Below are 19,465 nucleotides of genomic sequence, written 5' to 3' on the forward strand. Positions count from 1 at the left end.
GCGCTGCTGGTCGCGATGCCGTGCACCGCGTTCGCGCCGTGGGGCATGGAAGGCGTCGGCGTGGTCTCCACGCGCGACAGCGAGGTCCGCGCGACGATCAGCCCTGACGGCACGACCATCGTCTGGGGAAGCCCGGACCGTGTGGGCGGACCGGGCGGCTGGGATCTCTGGCGCGCGACGCGCATCGACGGCCGCTGGCAGCAGCCGCGGCCGCTTGAACTCGACACGCCCGCGAAAGAATTCGACCCCATGTTCAGTGGCGACGGCCGCTGGCTGTACTTCTTCTCCAACCGCGACGGCGGGCAGGGCGGCGATGATCTCTATCGCGCGCCGGTCGCCGCCGACGGCGCGATCGGTACCGCAGAGAACCTCGGCCCGGGCGTGAACACGCGCGGCGACGAATGGGCACCGACGCCGAGCCGCGACGGCACGGGGCTGTTGTTCGCGAGCGATGGCGTCAAGGGCGCACGTCGCCACGACCTGTTCGTCGCGACCTGGAACGGCACCGCATTCGCCGACGCGAAACCCGTGCCCGGCATCAATACCGACGTCGACGAATTCGATGCGATGTGGATCGGCGATGGCGATGCAGTGGTATTCGCACGCTCGGATGATGTGGAATCGAAACCGATCCGCCTGTACACCGCGACTTGCCACGCCAAGAGCTACGGCGACGTCGCTCCGCTGGCGCTCGCGTTCAATACCGAAGATGCGTGGACGCTTGGTCCGTCCATCGACTGGAACAAGCCGAACGAGATGCTGGTGAGCGGCGCGGCGCCGTCACCCAAGGCCGGCAAACTCGACATCTACCGCATCCTGGTGCCGGCGCTGAAGGGCGACGGCACCTGCGGCGCTCAACCGTCCTCGCGCAACCAGCGCGCGGCGTCCAGGGCGTAGTAGGTCAGCACACCGTCGGCGCCCGCGCGCTTGATCGAAGTGAGCGCTTCGAGCGCGACCTTGCGCTCGTCGAGCCAGCCATTGATCGACGCGGCCTTGAGCATCGCGAACTCGCCGCTGACCTGGTAGACGAAGGTCGGCGCGCCGAATTCGTCCTTCACCCGGCGCACGATGTCGAGATACGGCAGGCCCGGCTTGATCATGATCATGTCGGCGCCTTCGGCGAGGTCGAGCGAGACCTCGCGCAGGGCTTCGTCGGAATTGCCCGGGTCCATCTGGTACGTCTTCTTGTCCGCCTTGCCGAGCGCGGTCGCGCTACCCACCGCATCGCGGAACGGGCCGTAGAACGCACTCGCGTACTTGGCGCTGTAGGCGAGGATGCGCGTGTGGATGTGGTCGTCCATCTCCAGCGCGGCGCGGATCTCGCCGATGCGGCCGTCCATCATGTCACTGGGCGCGACGATGTCGGCACCAGCACGCGCATGCGAAAGCGCCTGCTTGACCAGTGCATCGACGGTTTCGTCGTTGAGCACGTAGCCGTTCTCGTCGATCAGCCCGTCCTGCCCGTGCGAGGTGTACGGATCGAGCGCGACGTCGGTGATCACGCCGAGTTCGGGGAAGCGCGACTTGAGCGCGAACACCGCGCGCTGCACGAGGCCTTCGTCGTCCCACGCGGCAGCGGCGTCGAGCGACTTCGCTTCGGGCGCGGTGACCGGGAACAGGGCGAGCGCCGGCACGCGCAGCTCGGCGGCCTGCTCGGCGACACGCAGCAGCTCGTCGACCGACAGCCGCTCGATGCCGGGCATGGACGCGATCGGCGCGCGGCCGGCGAGTTCGTGGACGAAGACGGGATAGATCAGGTCGTTCGCGGTCAGGACCGTCTCGCGCATCAGGCGACGCGAGAACTCGTCGCGGCGCATCCGCCGCGGGCGCACGTAGGGATAGCTCATGGCGAAAAGTTTACTCCCGCCGGCCGCTGTCGCCTCGACGCCACGGCCGCCGGGTCAGGGGCGAGTGGGCAGTGTTCGGTGGACGCGTGCAGGGACGGGCCCCTGTGTGCGTCGACCCGACGAAGAGACGTGGGTCCCTGCTCGTGTTGCGGCTGCCGACTAGGGCTGCGGAAACACGCGATAGCGCCGCGGCTGCAGATGCACTGTGTCGCCGCGCCCCGGCGTGGCGGCCGTGCGATCGACATCGACTTCGACTAGCCCGCCACGCGCGAGTTCGATCTCCAGCGTCGTGGTGCCGGCCAAACGCCGCACGTCGACGACGCGACCGGCAAGGCCCGCGTCCGCCAGCGCCATGTCGTGCGGCCGCATGTACAGCCGTGATGGACCGGAAACGCTGTCCGTCACGAGCGCGAACCCGTCCCCGCCAACGAAGCGGCCGTCGCGAACCTCGCCGTCGATCGACGACGCGCGGCCGATGAAGTCGAACGCGAATGCCGACGCAGGCGACTCGTAGATCTCCGCCGGCGTACCGATCTGCTCGATGCGGCCGTCGCGCAACAACACTACGCGGTCGGCGAGTTCCAGCGCTTCTTCCTGGTCGTGGGTGACGAACAGTGTGGTCTGCCCGGTTTGCTCGTGCAGTCGGCGCAGCCACCGACGCAGCTCGACACGCACCTTCGCGTCCAGTGCACCAAAAGGCTCGTCGAGCAACAGCACGCGCGGTTCGATAGCGAGCGCACGCGCGAGCGCGATGCGTTGCTTCTGTCCACCCGAGAGTTGTTCCGGATAGCGGCCGCCGTGTTCGGGCAGCTGCACCAGCGCGAGCAGTTCCTGCACGCGTCGTGTGATCTCGGCTTTCGCAGGTCGACGCGCACGCGGGCGGCTGCGCAGGCCGAAGGCGATGTTCTCGGCGACGGTCATGTGCCGGAACAGCGCGTAATGCTGGAACACGAAGCCCACGCCGCGTTCGCGCAGCGAGAGTTGGGTGGCATCGCTGTCGTCGAACTGCACGCGGCCCGCATCGGGCGCGAGAAGGCCTGCAATGACGCGAAGCAGCGTGGTCTTGCCCGAACCCGACGGCCCGAGCAACGCGACGAGTTCACCCGCACCGACGTCGAGATCGACCGCGTCCAGCGCGGCGAGTCCTTCGTAGTGCTTGGTGAGGCCGCGCACGGTCAGGCGCGTTCCGGTGGCGCGGGCGGTGGTCACGACGGGCGCGAACTCAGTGGCGAATGGAAGGGCGAGCGAGGGCGTCGCCATGGCGGGACTCCAGCCAGAATTTCAGGATGAGCGTGACGAGGGCGAGGCCCGCGAGCAGTGACGCGGCAGCGAACGCGGCGGTGCTGTCGAACTCGTTGTAGAGGATCTCGATGTGCAGCGGCAGCGTGTTGGTGAGCCCGCGGATGTGGCCCGAGACGACGGACACCGCGCCGAACTCGCCCATCGCACGCGCCGCGCACAGCAGCACGCCGTAGAGCAGGCCCCATTTGATGTTGGGCAGCGTCACGCGACGGAACATCGTCCACGCACCGGCACCGAGCGAACGCGCGGCGAGTTCCTCGTCGGCACCTTGCTGCTGCATCAGCGGAATGAGTTCGCGTGCGACGAAGGGAAAGGTGATGAAGATCGTCGCCAGCACGATGCCGGGTCGCGCGAACAGGATCTTGAGGTCGTGCGCTTCGAGGAAGGACGCGAACCATCCGTGCGAGCCGAACAGCAGCACCAGGCACAGGCCGGCGACTACCGGCGACACCGCGAACGGCAGGTCGATCAATGCGAGCAGCAGGCGCTTGCCGCGAAACTCGAAGCGCGTCACCGCCCATGCGAGCAGCAGGCCGAAGAAGGCATTGAGCGGCACCGCGATGCCCGCGGTGAACAGCGTGAGCTTCAGCGCGGCGATGGCGTCTTCCGTTGCAAGCGCCTCCCACCACGTGCGAAAGCCCTGACCGAACGCCGCGCCCAGCACCATCGCGAGCGGCAACACCACCAGTGCGGCCATCAACACGAAGGCCAGCACGATCAGCGGCCAGCGCATCCACGCCGGCGCATCGAGCGGATGACGCTCAGCCACGACGTCGCTCCTTCGAATGTGCGAACAGCGATGGAATCGCATTGATCGCGAGCAGGCAGACGAACGACGCGACCAGCAGCAGCGCAGCGATCGCGATGGCGCCGTTGTAGTCGTATTCCTCGAGGCGGATGGTGATCAGGAGCGGCGCGATCTCGGTCTTGTACGGAAGGTTTCCGGCGATGAAGATCACAGAGCCGTACTCGCCGAGTGCGCGCGCGAATGCGAGCGAAAAACCGGTCAGCGCGGCGGGCAACACTTCCGGCAGTACCACGCGACGCCATGTCGTGAAGCGCGACGCACCCAACGACGCCGCGGCTTCCTCCTGCTCGCGACCCAGCGTCTCCAGCACCGGTTGCACCGTGCGCACGGCGAAGGGGAGACCGATGAAGACGAGCGCGATCACGATGCCGATCGGCGTGTACGCGATCTTCCATCCCAGCGATTCCGCGTACTGACCGACCCAGCCTTTCGGCGAATAGATCGCGGTGAGCGCGATGCCGGCGACCGCGGTTGGCAATGCGAATGGCAGGTCGACCAGCGCGTCCAGCAGGCGTCGCGCGGGAAAGCGATAACGCACCAGCACCCACGCGATGAGCACGCCGGCGAGCGATGCGATCACTGCCGCAACGAACGACGCACCGAAGCTGAGCGTCAATGCGTGCTGCACGCGCTCATCGCGGATCGCCCGCAGCCAGCCATCCGCACCGAGACCCGCCGCGCGCACGGCGAGCGCGAGCAAGGGCAGCAACACGACCGCGCCCAGCCACGCCATGCCGAGCCCGAGGCTCAGGCCGAAGCCGGGCAACGGCGAGCGCCGCGCACGTCGAGGCGTGCGCGGCGTCGGGCCTTCGATCGCGGTCGCCGCTGACGTCACGGGCGGTAGATGCGGTCGAAGAAGCCGCCGTCGGCGAAGTGCTGCGCCTGCGCCTTCTTCCAGCCGCCGAACGCGCCGTCGATGGTGACGAGCTTCACCTTCGGAAAGCGCGCGAGATCCGCGGCTGCAACGCCGGTGTTATCGATCGGACGGAAGAAGTGCTTGGCCGCGAGCTGCTGGCCTTCCGGCGAGTAGAGGAAGCGCAGATAGGCCTCCGCCTGCCTGCGCGTGCCGTGCTTGGCGACGTTCTTGTCGACCCACGCCACCGGCGGCTCGGCGAGGATCGACACCGACGGCACAACGATCTCGTACTTGCCGGCATTGCCCGGCTGCGCGAGCGTCAGTAGTGCTTCGTTCTCCCATGCGATCAGCACGTCCCCGATGCCGCGTTCGACAAACGTCGTCGTCGCGCCGCGCGCGCCGGAGTCGAGCACCGGCACGTTCTTGAATAGCTTGCCCATCCAGTCGACGACCTTGTCGCCGTCGCGCAACTGCTGCGACGCGTACGTCCAAGCGGCGAGGTAATTCCAGCGCGCGCCGCCCGAGGTCTTCGGGTTCGGCGTGATCACCGCGACTCCCGGCTTCACCAGGTCGCCCCAGTCCTTGATGCCCTTCGGGTTGCCCTTGCGTACCAGCAGCACGATGGTGGACGTGTAGGGCGCGCTGTTGTGCGGCAGTCGGGTCTGCCAGTTCGCCGGCAGCAACTTGCCGCTCGAAGCGATGGCGTCGATGTCGCCGGCGAGCGCCAGCGTCACGACATCGGCTTCGAGGCCGTCGATGACGGAACGCGCCTGCTTGCCGGAGCCGCCATGCGATGCGCGGATGTCGAGCGTCTCGCCGGTCTGTTGTTTCCACTGCGCCGCGAAGCGCGTGTTGACGTCCGCGTAGAACTCGCGTGTCGGGTCATAGGAGACGTTGAGCAGTTGCAGGTCTTTCGCGTGCGCGGCGCCGGCGAGCAGTGCCGCGGCGAGCACGGCGGTGCGGAGCAAGATCTTCATGGGGGAGGTCTCTGCGGTCAGAAGGAAACTTGGGCGCGGGTGAAGAAGGTCTTCTCGCTCTCGCGGTCGGCGCCGGCGATCGCACCGCCGACGAAGTCGGCCTGCGAGTAGTTGGCGACGAGCTTGAGGTTCTGCGTCAGGTACCAGTTGACGCCGACCGTCCACGCACGCGTGCGGCGTGCCGATGCGGCGGAGTCGGCGAACAGCGGGAAGGCGTCGTCGTCTATCTCCAGGGCGCCGATGCGCGCCGCGAGTTCCACTGCACCGAAGCCTGCGCCGCCGACGTTAAAAGGATGGTTAGGGCGCGTTACGCCGCGATAGGACGCGTCCTCGCCGGTGAGCACCCAGCTCGCGGCGAGCTGCCAGGCGCGGTTGTCCAGCGATGCGGCGGTCGCGCCGACGCGGACGTCCTGCTTCGACTCGATGTATTCGCCGAGCACCCCGAACGGGCCGACGTACCAGTACGCCTGCGGCGACCAGCGACGACGCTCGCCATTAGCCAGTACCGCGGCGCGATAGCCGAAGAACTGCACCTGCCCCGGCGTGCGGTAGCGCGGCAAGGCATTCGCGCCGGTGCCGGTCACGTCGCCGGTGCTCGCGGCGATGCCGAAGCCCAGGCCCGATGCGGCACTCGCGTCGTCGCGGAACGGTTCCCAGAACACGCGCGCGGCGTATTCGAGATGCGTATCCGGATTGCTCGACATCGGTGCGTCGCGGCCATCGGGCGCGCCGTTGAACGCGCCGGCCGCGTAGGTTAGCCCGTTGCCGAACTCGCCCTGCAGCTGAACACCGTAGTCGCGGTTGGGCGCCAGTTCGGACGGTAGGCCGAGCTCCATGAACGTCGTCGCGCCCGATGACTGCAGGCGCTCCAGCCCGATCGGCGTCTTGAACTTGCCGGCGCGCACCGTCGCGCGCGGGTCGAACTTCAGGTCGACGTAGGCATCGGCGATCGTCGCGCTATCGCCGGCGAATTCCGGCATCAGGCGGAAGCCGACCAGCTTGCCGAAGCTGCCTTCGAGGATGGGCTGCACGCGGCGCAGCAGGAAGGTGTCGTTCTGCGGCAGCGCGCGGTCGTCGATCCAGGCGCGGCCGTCGGCCTGCACCAGCCCACGCAACTTCACTTCGACGCCTTCGCTGGCCGGCGACTTGAACGAAACGCCCTTGGCCGCGCTGACGGTGAGCGTCGAGGCGGTGGCCGCCTTGTTCGCGTTGTCCTCGACCTGCAGCTCGAGCTGGCGTTCGATGACTTTCAGGCGTTGGTCGAGATCGGCGACTGACGGGCCGGACGCATCGGCCTCGGCCGGCACGCCGAGCCGTTGTTCGAGCACGCGCAGGCGTTCGGACAACTGTTCGACGGTGGGCGGCGCGGCCTGCGCATGCGCGGCGCCGGTGGCGGCGAGCAGCGCGAGCGCGAGCAGGGTGGGACGTGGTGACATCGGGTTCTCCGGGAAATGAGTGGTCGCGCGTCCGGCGGTCCGGTCGGCGCGTATCGGGTCAGCGTCCGTCGACGCGCACTTTCTGGCTGCGCGTGATCTGGACGATGCGGTCGCTGTGGACGACGACCTCGACCGAGCCGTAATGCAGCTCGCGCAGTGCGGCGAGCACGGCTTCCTCGGCTTCGGTGACGGGAATGGCGAGCCGCGGTGGATCGCGGCGGGGCGTCGTCGGAAACGGCGTGGCGGTCATGCGGGGGTCTCCACGTCGAGCAGTTCACCGCTGGCGAGCGCCTGCACGCTGACGCCGTCGAGCACCCGCGACAGCGCGTCGCGGGCCTCGCGCATCACGGCGCGCAGGCCGCAGGTGTCCGGGTCCGGGCATTCGGGGCAGGCCTTGTAGGCGGTGACGCTGGCGCAGCGCACCGGCGCGAGCGGGCCGTCGATCACCCGGATGACGTCGCCGAGCATGATTCGCACGGCGGGCTTCGCGAGCGCGTGGCCGCCGGTGGGGCCGCGGCGGCTGTCGACCAGGCCGGCGTCGCGCAGCTCCACGAGGATGGCCTCGAGGAATTTCTCCGGCGTGCCGCTGCGCTCGGCCAGCGTGCGCGCCTGCAGCCGCGCGCCGTCGGCCTGCGCCAGCGCGCTCAGGGCGCGCAGTGCGTACTTGGCCTTCATCGTCAGCATTTCCCATTCACCATGTGGGAAATCTGCCCGGCGCGCCGCTCGCTGCGGAAACGGCGCCTGCTCATCACCTCATGCCGGGTCGGCATGTCGGCGTCACGCGGCTACGATGACCGCATGCAGTCGCCGCTCCCGACCCTCGCCCGGACGAGCCTCGCCGTCCTCGGCGTGCTGGCCCTCGTCTGCACGGTCGGCCCGTGGTTGTTGCCGTTCGACGGACAGTCGCCCGACTGGAACGCGCTGTCGGTCGCGCCGGGCGTCGCGGGGCATGGCCTCGGCACCGATGCGATCGGCCGCGATGTCCTCGCGCGCACCCTGATGGGGGGCCGGCTCTCGCTCGGCATCGGTGTGCTGTCGAGCGTGCTCGCGCTGTTCATCGGACTGACCTACGGCGCGGTCGCGGGCCTCGCGGGCGGGCGCGTCGAACGCCTGATGGTGCGCGCGCTCGACGTGCTCAGCGCGATCCCGTTCCTGCTGGTCGTGATCCTGCTGCTCACCTTGTTCGACCGTTCGCTGACGTTGCTGCTCGCCGCGATCGGCGGTTATGTCTGGATCGACTTCGCACGCGTCATGCGCAGCGAGGCCGCGCGACTTCGCAGTGCACCGTTCGTGCTCGCTTCCGAAGCGATGGGCGCGACCTTTGGCCAGCGCCTGCGCCTGCACGTGGTGCCGAACCTGTTGCCGCTGGCGATGGTGTACCTCGGCCTGATCCTGCCGCAGGCGATCCTGGTCGAAAGTTTTCTCGGCTTTCTCGGCCTTTCCATCGACGAACCCGGCGCGAGCTGGGGTTCGCTATTGAGCGACGGCGTGCAGGAACTCGACAGCGCACCGTGGACGCTGCTGTTTCCCGCCGCGTTCCTCGTCGCCACGCTCGCCGCATTCCAGATGCTCGGCGACGGCCTGCGCGATTGGCTCGACGTGCGCACGCGTCCGCAGGCGGCGGCGTGACTGCGTTGCTCACCTTGCGCGACCTCGACGTGCGCGCGGGCGAGCGTCGCCTGCTCGCGTTGCCGCAATTGGAGTTACGCGCTGGCGAATGCACGGCATTGGTCGGCGAGAGCGGCAGCGGCAAGAGCCTCACCGTGCAGTCGCTGCTCGCGTTGTTGCCGCATGGGCTGCACGCGCGCGGCACGCTGACGTTCGACGGTCGCGACATCGCGCTTGATTCGACGGCGCATCGCGCGCTCGCGGGGCATGGGCTTGCCTGGGTGCCACAGGACCCGCTGGCGTCGCTGCATCCACTCAAGCGCGTCGGCGCGCAGCTGGTCGAGACCTTGCGCGCGGTGCGTGGGTTGTCGTCACGCGATGCGTCGATCGAAGCGCGTGCATTGCTCGATCGCGTGCAGGTGCCGGAGCCCGACGCCGCATCGCGTCGCTATCCGCACGAGTTCTCCGGCGGGCAGCGCCAGCGCATCGCGATCGCGTTGGCGCTGGCCACGCGTCCGCGCGTGCTGGTTGCCGACGAACCGACGTCGGCGCTCGATGCACGCATCGCCCGCGACGTGCTGCGGCTGCTCGATAGCCTGCGTCGCGACGATGGCCTCGCGGTGTTGCTGGTCAGTCACGACCTGCCGCTGGTCGCCGCTCACGCGCAGCACGTGCTGGTGCTTAAGCGAGGTGAGCTCGTCGAAAGCGGTGCCGCACGCGACGTGCTCGAATGGCCGACGCATCCGTATACGCGCGAACTCGTCGCGAGCGAGACGGCAGGCGATGTCGATGCGGTAGGGGACGCGACTTCGCCCGACATCGTGCTCGAGGCGCGCGACCTGCGCCTGCGCTATCCCGGCGCGCCGCGCGATGCGCTGGATGGCGTCGACCTCGTCCTGCATCGTGGCGAAGCGCTGGCGCTGGTCGGCGAGAGCGGCAGCGGCAAGAGTTCGCTCGGTCGCGCGTTGCTGCGGCTCGTGCGCAATGCGCGTGGCGAAGTGCGGCTGCACCACCAAGGCGTCGCGCACGATCTGTTGCGTCTGTCGCCGCGCGAACTGCGCGAGGTGCGGCGTGCGATCGGCGTCGTCTTCCAGGATCCGTATGCATCGCTGGACCCGCGCATGCGCGTGGTCGATCTGGTGACCGAGCCGTTGCGGCTGTTCGGCGAACGCGATGCGCCGACCTTGCGCGAACACGCCGTGGCGCTGCTGCACGACGTCGGCCTCGATGCCTCGATGCTCGACCGCCATCCGCGCCAGTTCTCCGGCGGGCAGCGTCAGCGCATCGCGATCGCGCGTGCGCTGGCGAACAATCCGGCACTACTGCTGTGCGACGAAGCGGTGTCGGCGCTCGACGCGCATCACCGGCTGTCCATCCTCAACCTGCTCGACCGCCTCAAGCGCGAGCGTCGACTGTCGTTGCTGTTCATCACCCACGATCTCGCCGGTGCCTCGCGCGTGGCCGAACGCATCGCGGTGATGGAGCAGGGGCGCATCGTCGAGATCGGTGCGACGCGCGATGTACTCGCGTCGCCGCAACATGCACACACGCGGGCGCTGCTCGACGCGCGCCCGGCCTAGATCAGAGCACGCCCCAACCGAGGTGCAGGCGGATCACCGCCACCACGATCACGACGAGGTTGATCACCAGCCCGGCCTTCGCGCGGCCGCGATGCTCGCGTCGCGTCAGTGCGAACGCGATCGCACCGAGGATCGCGCCGAACGCGGCGAATGGAATCACCAGCCAGTTCATCGCGCCGAGCAGCGGAATGAGCGCGAGCAGCATCCAGAGCAGCATGCCGATGCCCCACAGAAGGCTGATCAGACCCATCGTTTCACCTCAACCGTGGCAACCGTCGATTTCAAGGCGCAGTTCGCGCCGGCAGACGCGCGCATGCAGCACCACGCGCGGTGCATCCGGCGCGGCCGCGGCGAGCGCGGCGTCGACCGCATCGATCTCGTCGGCTTCGCGCACGTAGGCCTTCAGCACCGTCGATGCGCCGAGTTGCGCGGCCAGATCCGGGCGACGCGTGCGCGCGACGCCGATCAGCGCGCGGATGTTTTCCAGCGTCTCGTCGAGCTGCGCATTCGGGCAGTCCGGATGCAGCGATTCGTGTCCACGGATCGACGCGGTGCCCGACAGCAGCAACGGCATCGGCGCGGGCGGCAGCATGGCGCGCGCGAAGCTCGGCGGCTGCGGGCCGTACTGGCGCGGGTAGCGATAAGCGCTGACCTGTCGCGGGTTTTCCAGCGGCACGCCGGCCGCGCGCGACGCCAGCCAGTAGACCTGCAGACGACCGTTCGGATTCACACGGCCGATCGCGGTGGCCGCCGGCAAGGTCGTGGTCGACAGCGCTTCGCCGAGACCTTCGGCGCGACCCACACAGAAATGCTTGTAGCGCTCCTCGTCTCCTTCGCCGACGGTGATGTCGTCAAGGTAGTTCCAGATGCGCAGCAGATGCGGATAGCCGAGCGTCGCCGTGTGCGTGCGCAGTGCGGCGTACGCATGCTCGGCCGCAGCGCGGATGTCGCCGTCCACTTCCGGCACGTCCATCGCGGCAACCAGCAGCGCACCGTCGTGCGCGTACGCCAGGTCATCGATGCGCCCGTGCGCGACGCGGCCGCCGCTGCGCCAGACTTCGAACGGCGCGGCTTCGCGCGGCTCCAGTGCGACGCGGATCAGGCGCGGGTCGTCGGACGTCGGTGCGTCATCGCCGAACGCCACGACCGCAAGCACGTCCGGCGACGCGAGCAGAACGTCCAGCGATTCGTTCGAATACGCGACCGACAGCGCCGGCGCGCAGGTCGACAACGGCAGGGTCATGGCGCGTCCTGCAGCGTGTCGCCATCGAAACCGGTGCGTGCATGCCGACGACGCGCGAACCAGTCGCGTACCGCGGTGCGCAGCATGCCGAGCGCATTCAAGGCATAGATGATGCGGAACACACGCAGGCGCCAGATCACGGCGCGTGCCTGGAACACGTCCCCGGCAAGCATGGACACCACCGCGCGCTCCACGCCCCAAACATCGCGCGGATTCGCGAACAGGTGCTTCATGGTCGGCGAGGTGAAGCGGTAGATGAACCACTTGAACTCGTCGATGCCGCCGTCGAATTCCTTCTGCAGCGCGCGCAGGATGGACGCTTCGCGCGCAGGCTCGCGCAGCACCGCGTCGACGGCCTTCGCGCCCTGCTCGGCGCTGTGCATGGCGAGGTAGACGCCCGACGAGAACATCGGGTCGACGAAGGCATACGCGTCGCCAACCATCAACCAGCCCGGGCCGTGCATGCGCGTGCATTCGTAGGCGTAGTTGCCGGTGGCGTGCACCGGTGCGCAACGTTCGACGCCGACCATGCGCGCGGCCGCTTCCGGCACGGACATGATGGTGCGCATCAGGAACGCCTCGCTGTCGCCGCCTCGTTCCTTCAGATAATCGGGCGAACACACCGCGCCGATGCTCATGACGTCGTCACGCAGCGGGATGAACCACATCCAGCCGTGCGCGTGGCGGTAGACGGTGATGTTGCCGGCGTCCTCGCCTTCGCGACGCGCGACGCCGCGGTAGTGGCTGAACACCGCGGCCGACTGGTGGCGGTCGTTGCGCTTCTTGAGCTTGAGCGCGCCGCCGATCAGCGTGTCGCGGCCGGTCGCGTCGATCAGCATGCGAGGACGCAGCGCGTACGCGCCGTCCGGGCCGATCGCATTCACGCGCGACGGGCGGCCGTCGGCATCGAACTCGACCTTGCCAACCTTCGTGTTTTCGCGCGCATCGACGCCGGCATCGCGTGCATGCTGGAACAGCAGGTGGTCGAACTCCTCGCGCTTGACCTGGAAGGCGAAGTCGCTGCTTCCACGCAGCGCGTGGTCGAAATGGAAGACGTTGTAGCGGCCGCCGTCGGTGGGGAAGTCGGCGCCGCGCTTGAGCACACCGATTTCGCGCACTTTCTCCAGCACGCCGAGGCGTTCGAGGATCGGCATATTCATCGGCAGCAACGACTCGCCGATGTGGAAACGCGGATGCACCGCCTTTTCCAGCATCACCACGGACCACCCGGCCCGCGCCAGCATCGTCGCTACCGTGCTGCCCGCCGGACCGCCGCCGACCACACCAGCACATCACACGCCTCCGGGGCATCGGTGGCAGAATTTCGCACTTCACTCATCCTGCCGATGATACCGGGCGCGCCGCGCCGGACGGGCCTGAACCGTTCACGGCTTGCGGTCCCGTAGCGGCCGGCGGATGGTGGCATCCCTGAATTGACGGAAGACCCGATGTCCCAGACCGCCGCCGAAACCGAACTGGCCGAGCTTCTCGTCCAGAGCCTCAACCTCGAAGGCGTGAACGCCGCCGACATCGATCCCGCGGCGCCGCTGTTCGGCGACGGCCTCGGCCTCGATTCGATCGACGCGCTGGAACTCGCGCTGGCGATCAGCAAGCGCTACGGCTTCCAGCTGCGCAGCGACAGCGACGAGAACCGCCGCATCTTCGGCTCGCTGCACGCGCTCAGCGAGCACGTCCAGGCCAACCGCACCGCCTGACATGAACATGGCGCTCGCGCGCCTGCTGCTCAGCGCGGCGTACCCGCTGCTCGCGCACGCCGCGAGCGCGGCGCACGACCCGCGCCTCGCCGCCCTCGCGCTTCTCGACATCGTCCTGATCGTTCTGGTCGTCCCGCTCGGCCAGCGTCGCGCGTGGGCGTGGGCGACGGTCGCGCTGTCGGCAGTGCTGCTGTGGTTCGCGCAGAAGTCGGTGCCGCTGCCGGTCGCGCTGCTGCTGCCGCCCGTGGTGTTCCCGTGGCTGGTCGCGTGGTTCTTCGCGCGCACGCTTCGCGCCGGACGCACGCCGCTGATCAGCCGGATCGTGGCTGGCCTGGAAGACTGCACGCCCGCCGACCTCGCGCCGCCGCTCAAGCGCTACACGCGCAACCTCACGCGGCTGTGGGCGATCGTGCTGGTGTGTATCGGTCTGGCGAACTGCGTGCTCGGCATCATCGCGGTGCCGGACGGGCTGCTCGTGCGGCTTGGTTATGCGCCCGTCGTGACGGTGCCGCAGATCGTGTGGTCGTGGTTCGCCAACCTGCTCGACTACGGCGTCGCCGGCCTGTTGATGGCGGTGGAATACGTCGTGCGCATGCGCCTGTTTCCCGATCGTCCGTACAAATCCCTTTCCGAATTCATCCGCCGCCTGACTGCACTCGGTCCCGCCTTCTGGCGCGACGTGATGCGCTGACCGACTCATGTCCGCCTCGACCGAATCCATTTCTTTCAATGAACCCCTGCCGCTGCGCGCGGCGTGGCTCGCGTTCAATGCATTGCAGTTCGCTTTCACGCTTGCGTGGACGGCGGCGGGCATCACGGTCGCGCTGACCGTGCGCGCGATCACGCGCAGCACGCGCATTCCGCTACGCATGGCCGCATGGATGTGGGCGCCGGTGCTGATCCGCGGCGCGGGCGCGCGGGTGGACGTACGCGGCGTGGAGAACGTCGACTGGTCGAAACCCTGCGTGCTGGTGGCGACGCACGAATCGGTGATCGACATCTGTGCGCTGTTCCGCGCGGTGCCGGTGCCGCTGCGCTTCATGCTCAAGCAGGAAATGACGCGCGTGCCGTTCGTAGGCCGCTATGCGAAGTCGATGGGCATGTGCTTCATCGAACGCGACGGCAACCGCGCGTCCATGGTCAAGAGCCTGCGCGCGGCGTCCGATATCGTGAAGGCCGGCCACGTGCTGTGCATCTTTCCGGAAGGCACGCGCACCAAGAACGGCCGCGTCGGTGAGTTCAAGGCCGGCGCGTTCCAGGTCGCGCTGGCGACCGGCGTGCCGGTGATCCCGGTCGCGATGACGGGAAGCGGCGCGATCCTGCCGCCTAACGGTTTCCGCGTGCGGCCCGGCACGATCCGCCTGCGCATCGGCACGCCGCTGCTGCCCGAAGGCAAGGGCGGCGACGCGCGCCAGCATCTCGCCGACCGCGCGCGTCAGGCGATCCTCGCGCTGATGGCGCAGGATTGAGCGATGGACTTCGTCGTCGACGTCACGCATCCGAGCCTGCCTGGGCATTTTCCGGGCAATCCGATCGTGCCCGGCGTGGTTCTGCTCGATCACGTCGTCGAAGCGATCGAAGCCGCGCACGGCCCGCTCGCGCGACTGCGCCTGCCGCAAGTGAAGTTCCTCGAACCGCTGCGTCCGGGTGAACACGCGCGCATCGAACTCGACGGCGCCGCGCCGCGCTGGAAGTTCCGCGTGATGCGCGATGCGACGCTGCTTGCGAGCGGCGACGTCGTCGACGGAGACGCGCCGTGAACGACGCCTGGGCGAAGCGCCGTCCTGGTGGCAACTGGTTCGGCCTGTGGCTCATCCGCAACATCGGGCGTTATGGCGGACGCGGCGTCGCGCGCGTCCTGCTGTATCCGATCACGCTGTATTTCCTGCTGCGTCGCGGCTACGAGCGCGAACAGTCGAAGCGTTTCCTGACGCGCGCACTCGGCCGGCCGGCAACGCTGATCGACAGCGCGCGCCACATCCACACCTTCGCTGCGACCATCCTCGATCGCGTATTCCTGCTGAGCGGCGAACTCGATCGCTTCGACATCCGCACGACGGGTCTCGACGAGCTGCATGCACCTCTCGATCGCGGGCAGGGCGTACTGCTGGTCGGCTCGCACCTCGGCAGTTTCGATGCGATGCGCGTGCTCGGCATGCGCCGCCCGCAGACCAAGATCCGCGTAGTTCTGCACAAGCAGCACAACGCCGCGATGCAGGCGCTGCTCGATGCGCTGAACCCGGAACTCGCCGCGAACATCATCGACGCCGGCATGGACGGGCCGTCGATCGTGCTCGCGATCAAGGAAGCCACCGACGCGGGCGCGATCGTCGCCATGCTGGTCGACCGCGCGCGCCCCGGCGAAGCCACCGTCGACGTGCCCTTCCTCGACGGCATCGCGCCGATGCCGACTGCGCCGTGGATGATCGCGGCCATGCTACGCCTGCCCGTCTGCGTCGCCTTCGGCCTGTACCGCGGCGGCAACCGCTACGACCTCGACTTCACCATGTTCAGCGACGGTCTGGTCGCCGACCGGCATAACCGCCGCGCGGTCATCGACGACTGCGTGCGCCGCTATGCCACCGCGCTCGAGGCGACGGCCAAGCAGTCGCCGTACAACTGGTTCAACTTCTTCGACTTCTGGCGCGAGACCGACCATGCCGCGACGCTCCCTGCTTCCGCTCCTGCTGCTGGCCCTGGCGACGCCGACGCTCCACGCCGCCTCGCCTGAGATCGATACCGGCTGGATCCTGTCGAAGCTGGCGCGACCGGCGCCAATGCGCACGCAGTTCCTCGAACTGCGCGGCTCGCGACTTCTCAAGGCGCCGCTCCGCATCGAAGGCGAATACGCGAGGCCGACCGACGACACGCTGGTGCGCGACGTGCGCGCGCCGTACGCCGAGACGTCGACCATCCGCGCCGGCAGCGTGACGATCAAGCGCGGCACGTCCTCGCATACCTATTCGCTGGATCGCGCGCCGCAGCTCGCGGGCCTGCAGTCGAGCTTCGGCGCGCTGCTCAGCGGTGATCGCGCGCAGCTCGAACGCGCGTTCAACCTCACGAGCAACGGCACTCGCGAGCAGTGGACGCTGCACCTGTCGCCGAAGGACGCGCGCATGGCCGCCTACGTGCGCGACATCGCGTTATACGGTCGCGGCTCCGAACTGCGCTGCATCGAGACGCAGCCGAGCAAGGGCGACCTGCAGCGCACGCTGCTCGCCGGGGCGGCGCAGTCGGCATCGAACGTGGCCGATGCCGCATCGCTCGCGATGCTGTGCCGCGGCACGCCCGTGCGATGAGCCACGAACCGCGCACGCTCACGCCCGCACTTCGTCTCGTACTCGCCTTCGTCTGGCTCGCGCTGCTCGGCCTGCTGGGCTGGGCCGCAAGCCGCACGCTCGATCTGGGCGGCGACCTGCGCAAGTTCATGCCGGCGCCGCAAACGCCGGCGCAGCACCTCTTGATCGACGAGCTCGGCGAAGGCCCGGGCTCGCGACTGCTTCTGCTTGCGATCGACGGTGGCACGCCCGAACAACGCGTCGCACAGTCGCGCGCACTTGCCGCGAAGCTGCGCGCGACCAAGGGCATCGCACTCGTCGCCAACGGTGATGCCGATCTTTCGGCGATTCCCGAACGCCTGCGTCCGTATCGATACCTGCTGTCGGACGAGCCGTCGACCGGCGGCCTGGGCGCGGCCGCACTGTCCGACGAACTGCAGCAGCGCGTCGCCGATCTCGGTTCGCCGATGGCATCGATGATCGAACCGATCATCGAGCGCGATCCGACGCTGGAGATGCTCAAGCTCGCCGAACGCTGGCAGCCGGCCGCGTCGCCGCAGAAGGTCGACGGCGTGTGGATGAGCCGCGACGGCAGGCGCGCACTGCTCGCCGTGCAGACCACCGCCGCGGGGTTCGATCCGAAGGGGCAGGAAGCCGCGGTCGGTGACATCCGTGCGGCGTTCGATGCGGTGCATGCGAAGTCGCCGACGCATCTGGTGCTCACCGGCCCGGGCGCGTTCGCGGTGGAAGTCGCCGGGCGCACGCAGCGCGAGGCCAGCCTGATCGGCACCGTCGATTCGATCTGCTTCGTGCTGCTGTTGTGGATCGCGTATCGCTCATGGAAGGCGCCGCTGCTCGGCGGCTTGCCACTCGCGACGGCGGGCCTCACGGGTCTCGCCGCGGTCGCGTTCTGCTTCGACGGCGTGCACGGCATCACGGTCGCGTTCGGGTTCACGCTGATCGGCGTCGCGCAGGACTATCCGATCCATCTCTTCAGCCACCAGCGGCCCGGGCTGTCGCCGTGGGCAAGCGCCAAGGCGTTGTGGCCGACGCTGGGCACCGGCGTCGCGTCCACCTGCATCGCGTATATGACGTTCCTGGTGTCGGGCGTCGACGGCCTGCGCCAGCTCGCGGTGTTCACCGTGGTCGGGCTCGGCAGCGCCGCGCTGGCCGCGCGCTTCCTGCTGCCCGGCCTGATCGATCCCGCACCGCGCGACGTCGCGCAGTCGCGTCGCCTGCGTTCGTGGTGGGCACACATCGAACGCTGGCCGCGCCTCGGTGTCGTGTCGGGGCTGGTGATCGCCGCGCTCGCGCTTGCCGGCATGGCGTTCGCGCCCGGCCCCTTCTGGGAAAACGACCTGTCGCGCCTGACGCCGGTGCCGGCCGCGTCGCTGCAGCAGGATTCGCAGCTGCGCGGCGAACTCGGCGCACCCGACGTGCGTTATCTGGTCACGCTGCAGGGCCGCGACGTCGAATCCGTGCTGCAGCAGAGCGAGCGCCTGATGCCGGTGCTGGATCGACTGCGCGCCGAGCACACGATCGCCGGCTACGACCTCGCCGCGCGCTACATGCCCAGCGCGGCGACGCAGCGTCAGCGTCAGCAGCGTTTGCCGGACGACGCGACATTGCGTCGCGATCTCGGCACCGCAGTCGAAGCGACGCCATTCCTGCCGGATGCGTTCGAAGGCTTCGTCGCCGATGTCGACACCGCACGCACCGCGGCGCCACTGACACCGCGTGATCTCGCCGGCACGCCGCTGGCGAGTGGCGTCGAAGGCCTGCTGCTGCAACGCGCGGATCGTGCGACCGCATTGGTCACGCTCACCGGGCTTACCGATCCAGCCGTCGTCGCCACCGCACTGCGCGGCACCGGCGCGCAGCTGATGGATCTCAAGGACGCGTCGGAATCGCTGGTCGCCGCGTATCGCGGCCGTGTGCTGTGGGCGCTCGCGCTCGCCGGTGTGCTGCTGATCGTCACCGTCTTCATCGCACTACGCTCGCCGCGTCGCGTGCTGCGCGTGCTCGCACCGATGGCGCTGACCACGCTGCTGATCCTCGCGGTGCTGCGCCTCACCGGCGTCGAGCTCAACCTGTTCCATCTGGTCGCGCTGATCCTCGCGGCAGGTCTGGGCCTGGACTACGCACTGTTCTTCGACCACGCCGGCGACGACTACGAGGAGCAGGTGCGCGCGCTGCACGCGATCATCGTCTGCTCGCTGACCACGCTGCTGGTGTTCCTGCTGCTCGGCCTGTCGACGATTCCCGTGTTGCGCGCGATCGGCCTGCCGGTCGCGATCGGTGTCGCCGCGAACTTCGTGTTCGCGCTGCTGATCGTGCGGCACGACAGCGTGCCGACCGAACAGATCGCATGACCGCATTACCCGACAGCCGCGACGCGATCGCGCGACTCGTGCCGCACCAGGGCCGCATGTGCCTCTGGCAGCGCGTGGTCGCGGCGGACGAACGCAGCATCCGCGTGCAGGCCTTCGATCATGGCGACGCCGCGCATCCGCTGCGCCATCGCGGTCGTCTCGGCGCCGTGCATCTCTGCGAATACGGCGCGCAGGCCATGGCGGTGCATGGCGGGCTGCGCGTGCACGCGATGGGCGGTGCGCCACGCCCGGGCCTGCTGGTCGCGTTGCGCGGCGTGGTGCTGCATCGCGATCGAATCGACGATCTCGATGGTTCGCTCGAAGGCGAAGCCGAAGTGCTAATGGAAAGCGACACCGGCGCGCAGTACGCGTTCGTGATCCGCCATGCCGGCGACGTCATCGCCGAAGGTCGCGCGGCGGTGATTCACCCGTCGATGTAAACG

General features: G+C 68.7%; 22 protein-coding genes. 11 read left to right on the top strand and 11 right to left on the bottom strand.

The annotated features are described in order from the left end of the window. Nucleotides 1-15: 15 nt before the first annotated feature. The gene (locus ACVWZN_RS13285; protein ID WP_456954770.1) at nt 16-897 is read left to right on the top strand and encodes a TolB family protein; all 882 of its coding nucleotides are present in this window, start codon (nt 16-18) and stop codon (nt 895-897) included. Here the strand turns inward: ACVWZN_RS13285 and hemB are convergent. The 8 genes from hemB to ACVWZN_RS13325 all read right to left on the bottom strand — a co-directional run bounded on the left by hemB (nt 855) and on the right by ACVWZN_RS13325 (nt 7,910). Beyond that, entirely contained in the window at nt 855-1,847 is a 993-nt protein-coding gene (gene hemB, locus ACVWZN_RS13290) for a porphobilinogen synthase (RefSeq protein WP_456954236.1), read from the bottom strand. The two genes, ACVWZN_RS13285 and hemB, sit on opposite strands and share 43 nt — an antisense overlap. A gap of 159 nt (nt 1,848-2,006) precedes the next feature. After that, complete coding sequence (locus tag ACVWZN_RS13295) at nt 2,007-3,107, bottom strand: sulfate/molybdate ABC transporter ATP-binding protein (protein WP_456954237.1); 1,101 nt, start codon at nt 3,105-3,107, stop codon at nt 2,007-2,009. Next, a complete protein-coding gene (cysW, locus tag ACVWZN_RS13300) occupies nt 3,070-3,882 on the bottom strand; it encodes a sulfate ABC transporter permease subunit CysW (protein WP_456954771.1) in 813 nt (270 codons plus the stop codon). The genes ACVWZN_RS13295 and cysW overlap by 38 nt, the downstream gene beginning before the upstream one ends. Before the next feature lie 28 nt (nt 3,883-3,910). Continuing rightward, nucleotides 3,911-4,771, bottom strand: coding sequence for a sulfate ABC transporter permease subunit CysT (gene cysT / locus ACVWZN_RS13305; RefSeq protein WP_456954772.1), 861 nt, complete (start codon nt 4,769-4,771; stop codon nt 3,911-3,913). Nucleotides 4,772-4,788: 17 nt separating this feature from the next. Further along, entirely contained in the window at nt 4,789-5,790 is a 1,002-nt protein-coding gene (locus ACVWZN_RS13310; RefSeq protein ID WP_456954238.1) for a sulfate ABC transporter substrate-binding protein, read from the bottom strand. 17 nt (nt 5,791-5,807) lie between these two features. After that, entirely contained in the window at nt 5,808-7,226 is a 1,419-nt protein-coding gene (locus ACVWZN_RS13315; RefSeq protein WP_456954239.1) for an OprO/OprP family phosphate-selective porin, read from the bottom strand. Nucleotides 7,227-7,284: 58 nt separating this feature from the next. Beyond that, nucleotides 7,285-7,476, bottom strand: coding sequence for a YezD family protein (locus ACVWZN_RS13320; RefSeq protein ID WP_036141596.1), 192 nt, complete (start codon nt 7,474-7,476; stop codon nt 7,285-7,287). Continuing rightward, nucleotides 7,473-7,910 carry an RrF2 family transcriptional regulator gene (locus ACVWZN_RS13325; RefSeq protein WP_456954240.1) on the bottom strand — a complete coding sequence of 146 codons (438 nt, stop codon included), beginning with the start codon at nt 7,908-7,910 and terminating at the stop codon, nt 7,473-7,475. Before ACVWZN_RS13325 ends, ACVWZN_RS13320 begins: the two co-directional genes overlap by 4 nt. A 114-nt stretch (nt 7,911-8,024) precedes the next feature. On the opposite strand from ACVWZN_RS13325, the gene ACVWZN_RS13330 reads away from it, so the two are divergent. Together ACVWZN_RS13330 and ACVWZN_RS13335 are read left to right on the top strand one after the other, a co-directional pair. Continuing rightward, the gene (locus ACVWZN_RS13330) at nt 8,025-8,855 is read left to right on the top strand and encodes an ABC transporter permease (protein ID WP_456954241.1); all 831 of its coding nucleotides are present in this window, start codon (nt 8,025-8,027) and stop codon (nt 8,853-8,855) included. Then, the gene (locus ACVWZN_RS13335) at nt 8,852-10,414 is read left to right on the top strand and encodes an ATP-binding cassette domain-containing protein (protein ID WP_456954242.1); all 1,563 of its coding nucleotides are present in this window, start codon (nt 8,852-8,854) and stop codon (nt 10,412-10,414) included. Before ACVWZN_RS13330 ends, ACVWZN_RS13335 begins: the two co-directional genes overlap by 4 nt. A 1-nt stretch (nt 10,415) precedes the next feature. On the opposite strand, the gene ACVWZN_RS13340 is transcribed toward ACVWZN_RS13335, so the two are convergent. From ACVWZN_RS13340 to ACVWZN_RS13350, 3 genes are read right to left on the bottom strand one after another with little or no spacing between them, the layout of a single operon-like run. Beyond that, entirely contained in the window at nt 10,416-10,664 is a 249-nt protein-coding gene (locus tag ACVWZN_RS13340) for a hypothetical protein (RefSeq protein ID WP_036141589.1), read from the bottom strand. 9 nt (nt 10,665-10,673) lie between these two features. Next, nucleotides 10,674-11,657, bottom strand: a complete 984-nt coding sequence (locus tag ACVWZN_RS13345) for a chorismate transformation enzyme, FkbO/Hyg5 family (RefSeq protein WP_456954243.1) — start codon at nt 11,655-11,657, stop codon at nt 10,674-10,676. After that, on the bottom strand, nt 11,654-12,901 hold the full coding sequence (locus ACVWZN_RS13350) for an NAD(P)/FAD-dependent oxidoreductase (protein WP_456954244.1): 1,248 nt from the start codon (nt 12,899-12,901) through the stop codon (nt 11,654-11,656). The genes ACVWZN_RS13345 and ACVWZN_RS13350 overlap by 4 nt, the downstream gene beginning before the upstream one ends. A gap of 204 nt (nt 12,902-13,105) precedes the next feature. On the opposite strand from ACVWZN_RS13350, the gene ACVWZN_RS13355 reads away from it, so the two are divergent. The 8 genes from ACVWZN_RS13355 to ACVWZN_RS13390 are packed head-to-tail and all read left to right on the top strand — an operon-like array spanning nt 13,106 to nt 19,462. Then, nucleotides 13,106-13,372: a phosphopantetheine-binding protein gene (locus ACVWZN_RS13355; RefSeq protein WP_027082297.1), complete on the top strand. Its 267-nt coding sequence runs from the start codon at nt 13,106-13,108 to the stop codon at nt 13,370-13,372. Nucleotide 13,373: 1 nt separating this feature from the next. After that, nucleotides 13,374-14,063 (top strand): ketosynthase, encoded by a 690-nt coding sequence (locus ACVWZN_RS13360; protein WP_456954245.1) that lies wholly within the window; start codon nt 13,374-13,376, stop codon nt 14,061-14,063. Nucleotides 14,064-14,070: 7 nt separating this feature from the next. Further along, complete coding sequence (locus ACVWZN_RS13365) at nt 14,071-14,841, top strand: lysophospholipid acyltransferase family protein (RefSeq protein ID WP_456954246.1); 771 nt, start codon at nt 14,071-14,073, stop codon at nt 14,839-14,841. Between the two features lie 3 nt (nt 14,842-14,844). Beyond that, nucleotides 14,845-15,132: a hypothetical protein gene (locus tag ACVWZN_RS13370; RefSeq protein WP_456954247.1), complete on the top strand. Its 288-nt coding sequence runs from the start codon at nt 14,845-14,847 to the stop codon at nt 15,130-15,132. Beyond that, nucleotides 15,129-16,103, top strand: coding sequence for an LpxL/LpxP family acyltransferase (locus tag ACVWZN_RS13375; protein WP_456954248.1), 975 nt, complete (start codon nt 15,129-15,131; stop codon nt 16,101-16,103). Before ACVWZN_RS13370 ends, ACVWZN_RS13375 begins: the two co-directional genes overlap by 4 nt. Further along, entirely contained in the window at nt 16,030-16,671 is a 642-nt protein-coding gene (locus ACVWZN_RS13380; RefSeq protein ID WP_456954249.1) for a LolA-related protein, read from the top strand. The genes ACVWZN_RS13375 and ACVWZN_RS13380 overlap by 74 nt, the downstream gene beginning before the upstream one ends. Continuing rightward, nucleotides 16,668-19,022: an MMPL family transporter gene (locus ACVWZN_RS13385; RefSeq protein ID WP_456954250.1), complete on the top strand. Its 2,355-nt coding sequence runs from the start codon at nt 16,668-16,670 to the stop codon at nt 19,020-19,022. Before ACVWZN_RS13380 ends, ACVWZN_RS13385 begins: the two co-directional genes overlap by 4 nt. Then, nucleotides 19,019-19,462, top strand: coding sequence for a phosphotransferase (locus tag ACVWZN_RS13390; RefSeq protein ID WP_456954251.1), 444 nt, complete (start codon nt 19,019-19,021; stop codon nt 19,460-19,462). The genes ACVWZN_RS13385 and ACVWZN_RS13390 overlap by 4 nt, the downstream gene beginning before the upstream one ends. Nucleotides 19,463-19,465 lie beyond the last annotated feature (3 nt).

This window comes from Lysobacter sp. HA35 (assembly GCF_054061195.1).

What these genes read in the sequence shown, in the direction of transcription:
- hemB (WP_456954236.1), bottom strand. Translation starts at nt 1,847, where the DNA reads ATGAGCTATCCCTACGTGCGCCCGCGGCGGATGCGCCGCGACGAGTTC.
- ACVWZN_RS13380 (WP_456954249.1), top strand. Translation starts at nt 16,030, where the DNA reads ATGCCGCGACGCTCCCTGCTTCCGCTCCTGCTGCTGGCCCTGGCGACG.
- ACVWZN_RS13370 (WP_456954247.1), top strand. Translation starts at nt 14,845, where the DNA reads ATGGACTTCGTCGTCGACGTCACGCATCCGAGCCTGCCTGGGCATTTT.
- ACVWZN_RS13295 (WP_456954237.1), bottom strand. Translation starts at nt 3,107, where the DNA reads ATGGCGACGCCCTCGCTCGCCCTTCCATTCGCCACTGAGTTCGCGCCC.
- ACVWZN_RS13345 (WP_456954243.1), bottom strand. Translation starts at nt 11,657, where the DNA reads ATGACCCTGCCGTTGTCGACCTGCGCGCCGGCGCTGTCGGTCGCGTAT.
- ACVWZN_RS13325 (WP_456954240.1), bottom strand. Translation starts at nt 7,910, where the DNA reads ATGCTGACGATGAAGGCCAAGTACGCACTGCGCGCCCTGAGCGCGCTG.
- ACVWZN_RS13330 (WP_456954241.1), top strand. Translation starts at nt 8,025, where the DNA reads ATGCAGTCGCCGCTCCCGACCCTCGCCCGGACGAGCCTCGCCGTCCTC.
- ACVWZN_RS13285 (WP_456954770.1), top strand. Translation starts at nt 16, where the DNA reads ATGCCGTGCACCGCGTTCGCGCCGTGGGGCATGGAAGGCGTCGGCGTG.
- ACVWZN_RS13355 (WP_027082297.1), top strand. Translation starts at nt 13,106, where the DNA reads ATGTCCCAGACCGCCGCCGAAACCGAACTGGCCGAGCTTCTCGTCCAG.
- ACVWZN_RS13320 (WP_036141596.1), bottom strand. Translation starts at nt 7,476, where the DNA reads ATGACCGCCACGCCGTTTCCGACGACGCCCCGCCGCGATCCACCGCGG.
- ACVWZN_RS13315 (WP_456954239.1), bottom strand. Translation starts at nt 7,226, where the DNA reads ATGTCACCACGTCCCACCCTGCTCGCGCTCGCGCTGCTCGCCGCCACC.
- ACVWZN_RS13350 (WP_456954244.1), bottom strand. Translation starts at nt 12,901, where the DNA reads ATGCTGGCGCGGGCCGGGTGGTCCGTGGTGATGCTGGAAAAGGCGGTG.
- ACVWZN_RS13340 (WP_036141589.1), bottom strand. Translation starts at nt 10,664, where the DNA reads ATGGGTCTGATCAGCCTTCTGTGGGGCATCGGCATGCTGCTCTGGATG.
- ACVWZN_RS13385 (WP_456954250.1), top strand. Translation starts at nt 16,668, where the DNA reads ATGAGCCACGAACCGCGCACGCTCACGCCCGCACTTCGTCTCGTACTC.
- ACVWZN_RS13360 (WP_456954245.1), top strand. Translation starts at nt 13,374, where the DNA reads ATGAACATGGCGCTCGCGCGCCTGCTGCTCAGCGCGGCGTACCCGCTG.
- ACVWZN_RS13390 (WP_456954251.1), top strand. Translation starts at nt 19,019, where the DNA reads ATGACCGCATTACCCGACAGCCGCGACGCGATCGCGCGACTCGTGCCG.
- ACVWZN_RS13310 (WP_456954238.1), bottom strand. Translation starts at nt 5,790, where the DNA reads ATGAAGATCTTGCTCCGCACCGCCGTGCTCGCCGCGGCACTGCTCGCC.
- ACVWZN_RS13365 (WP_456954246.1), top strand. Translation starts at nt 14,071, where the DNA reads ATGTCCGCCTCGACCGAATCCATTTCTTTCAATGAACCCCTGCCGCTG.
- cysW (WP_456954771.1), bottom strand. Translation starts at nt 3,882, where the DNA reads ATGCGCTGGCCGCTGATCGTGCTGGCCTTCGTGTTGATGGCCGCACTG.